Here is a 10,026-nt window from a genome sequence, read left to right as displayed (position 1 = left end):
GTGGCCGGCGGGGTGCGCGGCGCCGCGGCGCCGGGCATGGCCGTCGTCGCCGGGCTGTCGAGCGACAGCGCCGGATCCGTCGACGGCGGAGGAACGTTGCTGCCCGCGCCGTCGGGCGCGCCCAGCTGGATATCGTCGAGCTGACCGGAATTCGGGTTCGCCGCAGCGCCGGCCGGATGGCCACCGCCTTCGAGGCGGCCGATGCGGGAATCGAGGTCTACGTACTGCTGCTTGCTGCGCTCATTCTGCTCGTCGAGCTGATGGCGCAGTTGCTCGACCAGGCCGTTGAGCTGCTGCACTTCGGTCTGCAGTGCCTGCAACTGGTTGACGAGGTCGACGTTGCCTTGGCCGGCCTGGGCTTGAGCTTCCAGCGCGGCGACGCGCTCGGCAAGACTCAGGCGTTCCGCGGCTGCCGGCATGGAAACAGTCGCGGCGGCCAAGGCCGCCGCGACCGTGATGCGGGCACCGAACAGTTTGCTGATCGCTCGCATCGCTTTCCTTACCGCTTAGTTCTTGGTGTAGACGATTTCGACGCGGCGGTTCTTGGACCAGCACTCTTCGTTGTGGTCCTTGCAGGTCGGGCGCTCTTCGCCGTAGGAGACGACGTTGAGCTGGGTGCCCGGCGCGCCGGCCGAGGACAGGGCGCTCTGCACGGCATTGCCGCGACGCTCGCCGAGGCCGAGGTTGTACTCGCGCGAACCGCGCTCGTCGGCGTTGCCTTCGAGGGTCACGTGGTAGTTCGGGAACTGGCGGATGAACTTGGAGTGGCAGGCGATCTGGGCCTGGAACTCGCTCTTGATCTCGGTCTTGTCCAGATCGAAGTAGATCACGCGCTGACGCAGGCAGCTGTCCGAGTTCAGCGAGGCTTCGGTGTAGGCACCGGTGTCGCTCGAACGATCGGTCGTAGCCTGTTCGGTGCGGTCGCCGCCCGACGGCGGGGCAACCTTGGTGGCCTTCTTGGCGCAACCGACGGCGGTCACGCAAAGCAGGGCGGCGATGGCGAGGCGAAGCGAGGTGTTCATGGCGTATTCCTTAGGAGGTCAGGTCAGTTTTACAGGTCAGTAGCTAGCGCCGGTCACCCGGCGTCTTGATTTATCGCTGGCGGAATGGCCCCCAGGACGGCTCGCGCACGTCCCCGTCGGCCAGAACCAGTCGCTGGCGAACGCGACCGTCGGCGGACACCGCATACAATACCCCGCGCGGCCCGTCGGTGGCGGCGTACAGCAGCATGCTTCCATTCGGTGCGAAGCTCGGCGACTCGTCAACACTGCCCGGGGAGATGACACTCATCGTCCCCGAACCCTTGCTTCGGTCCAAAACCGCAATACGATACACATTTCCAGTGCCTTGCGCCATAGCGAACTGCTTGCCGTCATAGGAAATTGACGGCTTGGCGTTGTATTCGCCCTGGAAGGTCAGGCGGGTGGCGTCGCCCCCGTTGACCGAAACCTGGTAGAGCTGGGGCTTGCCCGAGCGGTCCGACGTGAACACCAGGGTCTGGCCGTCCGGCATCCACTGGGCCTCGGTGTCGATCGAGAAATGATTGGTGATGCGGCGGGTCTCGCGGCTGGCCAGGTCCATGATGAAGATGTCGGGGTTGCCGAGGTAGGACAGGGTCAGGGCCAGCCTGGTCCCGTCGGGCGAGAACGACGGCGCGCCGTTGATGCCCTTCCGGTTCGAGACGACCTGGCGCGAGCCGGTCGCGATCTCCTGGATGTAGATGGCCGAATCGCCGCGCTCGAAGGAGACGTACGCGAGCTTCTTGCCGTCCGGCGACCAGGACGGCGACAGGAGCGGCTCGCGCGAGCGGACCAGCACCTGCGGGTTGTAGCCGTCGGAGTCGGCGACCATCAGCGCGTAGTTGATGTTCGGGCTGACGCCGGCCGCAGTGACGTAGGCGATGCGCGTCCAGAACGCGCCGCGGACGCCGGTGATCTTCTCGTAGATCAGGTCGGCGATCTGATGGCCGACGCCGCGCAGGTCGCTGCGCTGGCCGGTGATCGCGAGGCCCAACAGGCGCTCCTGCTTGGCCACGTCGTAGAGCTCGAATTCGACGCGCATCGCGCCGGCATCCGCGTCGGTCATGCGGCCGACCACGATGTACATCTGCTTGAGCAGGTTCCAGGTCGGGAACTTGATGTCGCTGCCGCGCGACGGGAATTCGACGACGTCCTTCTTGTCGAGCGCCGTGAACTTGCCCGAGCGCGCCAGATCCATGCGCACGACGTCGGACACGTCGGTTTCGCTCGGGGCACCGGCGGCTTCGAACGCGAACGGCACGACGGTGATCGGCAATGCCACGGCCGTACTACGGTTGATGACGATGGTCGGAACGTCGCTGCTGAGCCCCTGCGCCGACGCCGGGTTCTGCGCCAGAACCGTCGTGCCGAGCAGGCAGAGCAGCAGGCTGGCGAATCGCGTTACGAAATTGGCTGGCATATCGATCCTGCTCTAGTGACCGCTGTGTTTGAAAACGAGGTGTACGCGGCGCTGAAAGACACTTTCAAAACCGGCATACGGTAACGGGGAGGCCCTCCTCACGGCCTGTTCCAGGCTCGCACGAGTGGCCGCATCAGCATTGCAATCGTTCCCGAAGCTGACCTGAACGACGGCGCCGCCGTCGTCCTGCTCGATATCCACGGCGCAGTCCAGATCGCTTGCCCGCGGCTCCGGGGCGAGCCAGTTTCGCTGGATCTTCGCCTGCACGGCGTCAACATACGCCGCGATCGGCGCGACCGTGGGTTGTTCGGCGGCCAGCATGACAGCCGGCAACGACAGCAGCATTGCCGCGAGAACGGCGGCGGCGGTCTTAGCCGTCATACGTGAACTCGAAGCGGATCTTGCGCTTGAACACCGTCTCATAGCCCCTGTACGGCAATGGCGAGGCGCGTCGCGGCGCCTGCTCGAGGGTCGTGCGGGTCGCCGTATCGGCATTGCAGGGGCTGACGACGACGGCCTGGATCACGTCGCCGCCAAGGATCTGGGTGATCTCCAGCGTGCAGCGCAGGCCCGGCGGCGTCGTGTCCGGGCGCAGCCATGCGTCGCTCACGGCTTTCTGGATCGCCGCGTAATACTCGGCCTCGAGGCTGGTATCCAGGCCTTCCTGGCCCGTCTTGGCCTCTTCGGCGATCATCGCGTCGAGATATTCCTGTTCCTTCTTGGCCTGCTCGCGCGCCTGCTTTTCGCGCTGCTGTTTCTCGCGCTCCTCCTTGAGCTTCTTCTGCTTCTCGGCTTCGGCGGCCGCCTGCTTCTCGGCGAGCTCCTGCTGTTGTTTCTTCTTGAGCTCTTCCTGGGCCCTGGCGTTTTCGTCGGCCTTGAGCTGGGTCACCTTCTCGGTGATCTTCTCCTGGTCCTTGGTGTCCTTCTTCGGCGGCTCCGGCGCCGGTTCTTCGGCCTTCGGCGTCTCGACAGGCTTGGTCTCGACCGGCTTCGGCTTGGGCTTGGGCTTGCTGACCGGCTTGGGCGCCTGGCTCGGACCGACCAGGGTCGCTTCGATGATCTGCCCTTTCACCGCGACCGAAACCGCATTGCTGGTCCACCACAGGCTCGCGCTGACGAGCGCGAGCACCGCGAGGTGCACGGCGAGCGAATAGAGGAAAGGACGCAGGTTGTCTTCGTCGCGAGCCATGGACGGCGGGTCAGTTGGCCTTGTCCTGCGGCGGCTGGCCCATGAGGCCGACCTTCGGCACGCCGGCGGCCTGCAGCAGCGCCATCGCGTCGTAGACCTTGGCGTATTCGGCCTTGCCATCCCCGGCGACGTAGACCGGCAACTTCGGATTCGACCGCACGTAGGCCGCGACCTCGGTCTTGAGCGCGTCGGCCGTCACTTCCTTGCGCTCGGCCTTGGGAATCGTCAGATACAGCCTGCCGGCCTGATCGACGGTCACGACGACCGGATCCTTGTCGACGTTGAGGCTTCGAGCCACCTCGGATTCGGGCAGGTCGATGTCGACGCCGAGATTCAGCAGCGGCGCCGTGACCATGAAGATGATCAGCAGCACGAGCATCACATCGATGTACGGCACGACGTTGATCTCGGACTTGAGTTTCTTGCGCTTGCGACGAGTGCTTTGCATCGGCGGCTCCAACGGTCGGGGAAAAAACGCGGGGTCGCGCGTTTATTCGTCGACGTGCGCCTGACGTTGCAGGATGGACGAAAACTCTTCGGTGAACGTGTCGAAGCGCGTCGCGACGCGTTCGACTTTGTTGGAATAGCGGTTGTAGGCCCAGGAGGCAGGAATCGCCGCGATCAGGCCCATGGCGGTCGCGACCAGCGCTTCGGAGATGCCCGGCGCGACGCTCGCGATCGTGGCTTCCTTGACGTTGGTCAGGCCCTGAAACGAGATCATGATGCCGTAGACCGTGCCGAGCAGGCCGACGTAGGGGCTGATCGAGCCCACGTTCGCGAGGAATTCGAGATTGCCTTCGAGGCGGTCGATCTCGCGCGTCTGCGCGACGCGCATCGCGCGCTGCGCGCCTTCGAGCAGGGTGCGCGGGTCGACGCCGCGGCGCTGGCGCAGCCGGGCGAACTCGCGGAAGCCGGCCTCGAAGATGCTCTCGATGCCGCTGATGCGCTCGCCGCGGCCGGTGACTTCGCGGAACAGCGCCGCGAGGTCGGCGCCGGACCAGAAGCGCTCCTCGAATTCGTTCGCGCTGCCGAGCGCCGTCTTCAGCATGCTGTGCTTGCGGAAGATGATCATCCAGGACAGGAACGAGAACGCGAGCAGCACGAGCATCACGAACTTGACGAACAGGCTCGCGTGCAGCACGAGCTGCCACAGATTCAGGTCACCAGCGTTCATGCCTTGGAAATCTCCACAAACAGGTCGTCGGGAATGGGACGGGGACGGAAACCGGCGGCGTCGACACAGGCTGCCCGCACGCGCGCCTCGGACAACAGCAGGCCGTCGGCTGCGCGCAGGATCTGCTGCTGGAACACGAGGCTCGCCGGGCGTCGCTCGGTCAAGGCCACGGTGACGTCCAGCAGATCGTCGAGCCGCGCCGGCTTGGCGAAGCCGATCGCGATGTCGCGCACGACGAAAACGAGGTTATTGTCGTTGCGCAGCCGTTCCTGCTCAATACCGAGATGGCGCAGGTATTCGCTGCGCGCGCGCTCGAGGAAGCGCAGGTAGCTCGCGTGGTAGACCACGCCGCCGGCGTCGGTGTCTTCCCAGTAGACCCGCAGCGACCAGCGGAACGGAGCAGCCTGCATGGAATTCCTTGGCGGAGGCGGGAGTTTCTGCGCGCAGAACGATGCGGGAGCATAGCCGGCCGGGCCTGAACGTGGTCGCACCCGCGCTCAGCCCGGATCGAACAGGTCCGGGGGCGCATCGGCGCGGCGCGGCGGCTTCAGGCCGAAATGCTGGTAGGCGCGCGCGGTGACCATGCGGCCGCGCGCCGTGCGCACGAGGAAGCCCTGCTGGATCAGATAGGGCTCGAGCACGTCCTCGATGGTGCCGCGCTCCTCGGACAGGGCCGCGGCCAGCGACTCGGCGCCGACCGGGCCGCCGTCGAAGCTGTCCATGATGGTCCGCAGCAGGCGCCGGTCCAGCGCGTCGAACCCCTCCGGGTCGACCTTGAGCATGTCCATGGCCGCGCGCGCCGCCTCCAGAGTGATCGTGCCGCCGGCGCGGACCTCGGCGTAGTCGCGCGCGCGCCGCAGCAGTCGGTTGGCGATGCGCGGCGTGCCGCGCGAGCGGCGCGCGATCTCGGCGGCGCCGACCGGATCGCAGGCGATGCCGAGGATGCGCGCCGAGCGGCGCACGATGGCCGCGAGCTCATCCGGCGTATAGAACTCCAGCCGCTGCACGATGCCGAAGCGGTCGCGCAACGGACTGGTCAGCAGCCCGGCGCGCGTGGTCGCGCCGATCAGGGTGAACGGCGGCAGGTCGAGCTTGATCGAGCGCGCGGCCGGCCCCTCGCCGATCATGATGTCGATCTGGAAGTCTTCCATCGCCGGGTACAGCACTTCCTCGACGACCGGCGACAGGCGGTGGATCTCGTCGACGAACAGCACGTCGCGCGGCTGCAGGTTGGTCAGCAGCGCGGCCAGGTCGCCGGCGCGCTCGATGACCGGGCCCGAGGTCGTGCGCAGATTCACGCCGAGTTCGTTGGCGATCACGTGCGACAAGGTGGTCTTGCCCAGGCCCGGCGGGCCGAAGATCAGCACGTGGTCCAGCGCCTCGCCGCGGCGCCGGGCGGCCTCGATGTAGATGCTCAGCTGTTCGCGCGCGGCCTGCTGGCCCAGGTAGTCGGCCAGACGCTGCGGACGTATCGAGGCTTCGAGCAACTCGTCCTCGCGCGTGGCCGCGCTGGAGGTGACCCGGTCGCTCATATCTCTACCTGCGTGCCGAGCTCGATCAGGCGATTGCCCGGAATCTGGAAGAAGGCCGTCGCCGACAGCGCGTTGCGCTGCATGAACGCGAACAGGCGGTCGCGCCAGAGCGGCATGCCCGGCCTGTCGGTCGCGACGATGCTCTCGCGGCTCAGGAAGAAGGTCGTGTCCATCATGTCGAAGACCAGGCCGACCTTCTCGCACTTGGCGAGCATGTCGGGCACGTCCGGATCCTCGGCGAAACCGTAGCGCAGGGTCAGCTGGTGGAAGTCGTGACCGAGCGGGACGAGTTCGATGCGCTCCTCGGGCTCGGCCGTCGGCGTTTCCAGCCATTCCACCGTGAGCACGATGTTCTGCTCGTGCAGCACCTTGTTGTGCTTGAGGTTGTGCAGCAGCGCATGCGGCACTGCGTCGGGCTGGGCGGTCAGGAACACGGCCTGGCCCGGCACGCGCAGCGGCGGATGCTCGGCGATGGATTCGATGAACGGCTTCAGCGCGAGGCCGCCCTGCTTGAGCTCGCGGATCACGAGTTCGCGGCCGCGGCGCCAAGTCGTCATGACGGTGAAGACGACCAGACCCAGCACGAGCGGGAACCAGCCGCCGTGCTCGACTTTCTCGAGATTGGCGCCGAGGAACGCGGCGTCGACGACGAGGAACAGGCCGCCGAGCGCGGCGATGTGCCAGCGCTTCCAGTCCCAGATCCGCCGCGCGACGATGATGACGAGCACCGAGTCGATGGCCATCGTGCCGACCACCGCAATACCGTAGGCCGCGGCCAGGTTGGTCGAGCTCTGGAAGCCAACGACGACCGCGACGGTCAGCACGAGCAGCGCGCGGTTGAGCCAGGGGAGATAGATCTGGCCCATGGTCTCGCGCGAGGTGTGCACGACTTCCATGCGCGGCAGATAGCCCAGCTGTATCGCCTGGCGCGTGACCGAGAACGCGCCGGAAATCACCGCCTGCGAGGCGATGACCGCGGCCAGGGTCGCCAGCACGATCATCGGATAGAGCAGCATCGGCGGCGCGAGCAGATAGAACGGATTCACCGCGGCGCTCGGGTTCTCCAGCAGCAGCGCGCCCTGGCCTAGGTAGTTCAGCATCAGCGCCGGCAGCACGAACGCGAACCAGGCGCGGCGGATCGGACGCTTGCCGAAATGCCCCATGTCCGCGTACAGCGCCTCGGCGCCGGTCACGGCGAGGACCACCGCCGCAAGCACGAAAAAGCCCGCGCGGCCGTTCTCGACGAAGAAGTTCACCGCGTAGTACGGATTCAGCGACTCGAGCACCTGCGGAGCCTGGACGATCTTGACGGTGCCGAGCACCGCGAGCGCAAGGAACCACAGCACCATGATCGGCGCGAACACGCGCGCGACGCGCGCCGTGCCGCTGCGCTGCAACGCGAACAGCGCTATCAGCACGAGCACGGCGATCGGCACGACGTAGCGGTTCAGCGCCGGCGTGGCCACTCCGAGTCCTTCGACCGCGCTGAGCACCGATATCGCCGGCGTGATCACGCTGTCGCCGAAGAACAGCGACGCGCCGAACAGGCCGAGCACCATGATGAACCAGCGCGCGCGCGCGCTCGAGCGCACGCCGCGATGGGCCAGCGTGGTCAGCGCCATGATGCCGCCCTCGCCCTTGTTGTCGGCCGACATGATGAAGGTCGCGTACTTGATCGAGACGATGACGATCAGCGACCAGAAGATCAGCGACAGCACGCCGAGCACGTTGTCGTGGCTGATCGCCACGCCGTGCGGGCCGAACGCTTCCTTGAGCGTGTACAGCGGACTGGTGCCGATGTCGCCGTAGACCACGCCGATCGCGCCCAGGGCCAGGGCGTACAGATTCTTGTTGCCGTGATCGTGACTGCTCATTGTCGTCGCGTCGAAAGGGAGAGGAGCGCGATCAGCGCAGCGCAGCGCGCAGCGCCTTGCGGATGATGGTTTCGGCGCTGTCGCCGGGCGCCGCGGCATCCTTGACGAGGCGGCTGACCTCGGCCGGCTTGTAGCCGAGCTGCTGCAGCGCGACGCTGGCTTCGGCGACCGGATCGGCCGGCACGGCGCCGGCCGGACCGAGCCCGGGCACGCCGGGGCCGATCGCGTCGACGCGGTCGCGCAGCTCGACGATGATGCGTTCGGCGGTCTTCTTGCCGATGCCGGGAATGCGCGTCAGCGCGGCGACGTCGCCGCTCTGGACCAGACGCGAGAATTCCTCGACCGAGGCGCCCGACAGGATGGCCAGCGCGATCTTCGCGCCGATGCCGCTGACCTTCTGCACGTGGCGAAACAGGCTGCGCTCGGCTTCGCGCAGGAAGCCGTACAGCGCGACGGAATCTTCCTTGACCGCATAGTGCGTGCAGAGCACGACCTCGCGGCCGAGCTCCGGCAGATCGTAGAACGTCGACATCGGCGCCTCGAGCTCGTAGCCGACGCCGTTGACGTCGACGAGCAGCCACGGCGGCTGCTTGGACACGAGCACGCCTTTCAATCGCCCTATCATCGCCTGCGCCTCCATGCGGTGCGCGGTATGCCGATGCGCTGCGTCGTCGCGCGCGTATGCGCGTGGGTCAGCGCGATCGCCAACGCGTCGGCCGCGTCGGCCTGAAGTTTACCCGGCAATTGCAGCAGCACGCCGACCATGTGCTGGATCTGGGTCTTGTCGGCGGCGCCGCCGCCGACCACGGCCTGCTTGACTTCCTTGGGCGCGTACTCGGCCACGACGAGGTTGCGCGTGACCACGGCGCAGAGCGCCGCTCCGCGAGCCTGGCCGAGCTTCAGCGCCGAATCGGGATTCTTGGCCATGAACACACGCTCGATCGCGACCTCGTCCGGGCGATAGGTCTCGATGATCGCGCCGAGGTCCTCGAACAGCTGCTTGAGCCGCAGCATGAAGCTGTCGTTGTCGAGCAGTTTCACGGTCGCATGGAAGACGTGGACCGTCCTGCCGGCCGCATCGGTGTCGATGATGCCGACGCCGGTGCGCTGCGAGCCCGGGTCGACGCCGAGTATGCGCGTCATCAGCGGCCCCGGCCGGACGCGTCGAGCGCGGCGGGCGGCGTCGCAGCGGCGGCCGCGGCACTGCCAGGTCCTGTCGTGAAATCGCCGCCCATCGCCTCGCGCCCGGGAACCACCCTGAGCCGGGCAGTCTAGCAAGAGCCTCGCTGCAGTGCAGCGAGGCCGGCCGTGGCGATTGCCGCACGGCGCGCGCCCATGCGAGCATCATCGGTCAACCCGCTGGTCCGCCGCAGGGCACACCACCATGTCGACGAAACCCCGCGCGCAGGCTGAGGCACGGCCCGGTCCTCTGCGCCGTCTCGTGCGCGACGCCGAACGCTTCCTGGCCGCGCGCCAGCTCGCCGAAGCCGAGAAAGCCGCCGTCTGCGCGCTCGCGATGGAGCCCGACGATGCGCCGGCCCTGACCTGCTTCGCGCGCGTGCAGGCGCAGCGCGGCCGCTACGCGGACGCGATCGACACGTTCGAGCGCGCGCTGTCCCGGCAGCCCGACGACACGGCCCTGCTGGACGACCTCGCCCAGGCACAAGGCTCGGCCGGACGACTGGACGCGGCGATCGCGACCCTGCGCCGCCGCGTCGCCCTGCGGCCGGACGCCGACGGCTGGTTCGAGCTCGGCCTGATGCTGGACCGCAACGCGGACTGCGCCGAGGCGCTGGACGCCGCGCGCCGGGCCGCCGC

13 protein-coding genes are annotated in these 10,026 nt (G+C 67.4%); 1 reads left to right on the top strand and 12 read right to left on the bottom strand.

Annotated elements, in window-relative coordinates; translation table 11 throughout:
- From NON22_RS14890 to ruvC, 12 genes are all read right to left on the bottom strand, one after another.
- On the bottom strand, window positions 1-419 hold a 419-nt coding region (locus tag NON22_RS14890), incomplete at its 3' end, for a YbgF trimerization domain-containing protein (RefSeq protein ID WP_306673830.1).
- Between the two features lie 87 nt (window positions 420-506).
- Window positions 507-1,022, bottom strand: a complete 516-nt coding sequence (gene pal, locus NON22_RS14885; RefSeq protein WP_257387734.1) for a peptidoglycan-associated lipoprotein Pal — start codon at window positions 1,020-1,022, stop codon at window positions 507-509.
- Between the two features lie 70 nt (window positions 1,023-1,092).
- Window positions 1,093-2,439, bottom strand: a complete 1,347-nt coding sequence (gene tolB, locus NON22_RS14880; protein ID WP_257387733.1) for a Tol-Pal system beta propeller repeat protein TolB — start codon at window positions 2,437-2,439, stop codon at window positions 1,093-1,095.
- Between the two features lie 12 nt (window positions 2,440-2,451).
- Window positions 2,452-2,820 carry a TonB C-terminal domain-containing protein gene (locus NON22_RS14875; RefSeq protein WP_257387732.1) on the bottom strand — a complete coding sequence of 123 codons (369 nt, stop codon included), beginning with the start codon at window positions 2,818-2,820 and terminating at the stop codon, window positions 2,452-2,454.
- The gene (gene tolA / locus NON22_RS14870; RefSeq protein ID WP_257387731.1) at window positions 2,810-3,628 is read right to left on the bottom strand and encodes a cell envelope integrity protein TolA; all 819 of its coding nucleotides are present in this window, start codon (window positions 3,626-3,628) and stop codon (window positions 2,810-2,812) included. The genes NON22_RS14875 and tolA overlap by 11 nt, the downstream gene beginning before the upstream one ends.
- A 10-nt stretch (window positions 3,629-3,638) precedes the next feature.
- Window positions 3,639-4,076 carry a protein TolR gene (tolR, locus tag NON22_RS14865; protein ID WP_257387730.1) on the bottom strand — a complete coding sequence of 146 codons (438 nt, stop codon included), beginning with the start codon at window positions 4,074-4,076 and terminating at the stop codon, window positions 3,639-3,641.
- A 42-nt stretch (window positions 4,077-4,118) separates the two neighbouring features.
- Window positions 4,119-4,802 (bottom strand): protein TolQ, encoded by a 684-nt coding sequence (tolQ, locus tag NON22_RS14860; protein ID WP_257387729.1) that lies wholly within the window; start codon window positions 4,800-4,802, stop codon window positions 4,119-4,121.
- Window positions 4,799-5,212 (bottom strand): tol-pal system-associated acyl-CoA thioesterase, encoded by a 414-nt coding sequence (gene ybgC, locus NON22_RS14855; RefSeq protein WP_257387728.1) that lies wholly within the window; start codon window positions 5,210-5,212, stop codon window positions 4,799-4,801. The genes tolQ and ybgC overlap by 4 nt, the downstream gene beginning before the upstream one ends.
- 87 nt (window positions 5,213-5,299) lie before the next feature.
- Window positions 5,300-6,334, bottom strand: a complete 1,035-nt coding sequence (gene ruvB / locus NON22_RS14850; RefSeq protein WP_257387727.1) for a Holliday junction branch migration DNA helicase RuvB — start codon at window positions 6,332-6,334, stop codon at window positions 5,300-5,302.
- The gene (locus NON22_RS14845) at window positions 6,331-8,208 is read right to left on the bottom strand and encodes a potassium transporter Kup (protein ID WP_257387726.1); all 1,878 of its coding nucleotides are present in this window, start codon (window positions 8,206-8,208) and stop codon (window positions 6,331-6,333) included. The genes ruvB and NON22_RS14845 overlap by 4 nt, the downstream gene beginning before the upstream one ends.
- 31 nt (window positions 8,209-8,239) lie before the next feature.
- Window positions 8,240-8,833, bottom strand: coding sequence for a Holliday junction branch migration protein RuvA (gene ruvA / locus NON22_RS14840; protein ID WP_257387725.1), 594 nt, complete (start codon window positions 8,831-8,833; stop codon window positions 8,240-8,242).
- Entirely contained in the window at window positions 8,830-9,351 is a 522-nt protein-coding gene (gene ruvC / locus NON22_RS14835) for a crossover junction endodeoxyribonuclease RuvC (RefSeq protein ID WP_257387724.1), read from the bottom strand. The genes ruvA and ruvC overlap by 4 nt, the downstream gene beginning before the upstream one ends.
- Before the next feature lie 241 nt (window positions 9,352-9,592).
- On the opposite strand from ruvC, the gene NON22_RS14830 reads away from it, so the two are divergent.
- On the top strand, window positions 9,593-10,026 hold a 434-nt coding region (locus NON22_RS14830; RefSeq protein ID WP_257387723.1), incomplete at its 3' end, for a tetratricopeptide repeat protein.

Origin of the sequence: Tahibacter caeni (assembly GCF_024609805.1) — a bacterium.
Lineage (GTDB): Bacteria > Pseudomonadota > Gammaproteobacteria > Xanthomonadales > Rhodanobacteraceae > Tahibacter > Tahibacter caeni.
This window is presented reverse-complemented; position numbering and strand designations above follow the sequence as displayed.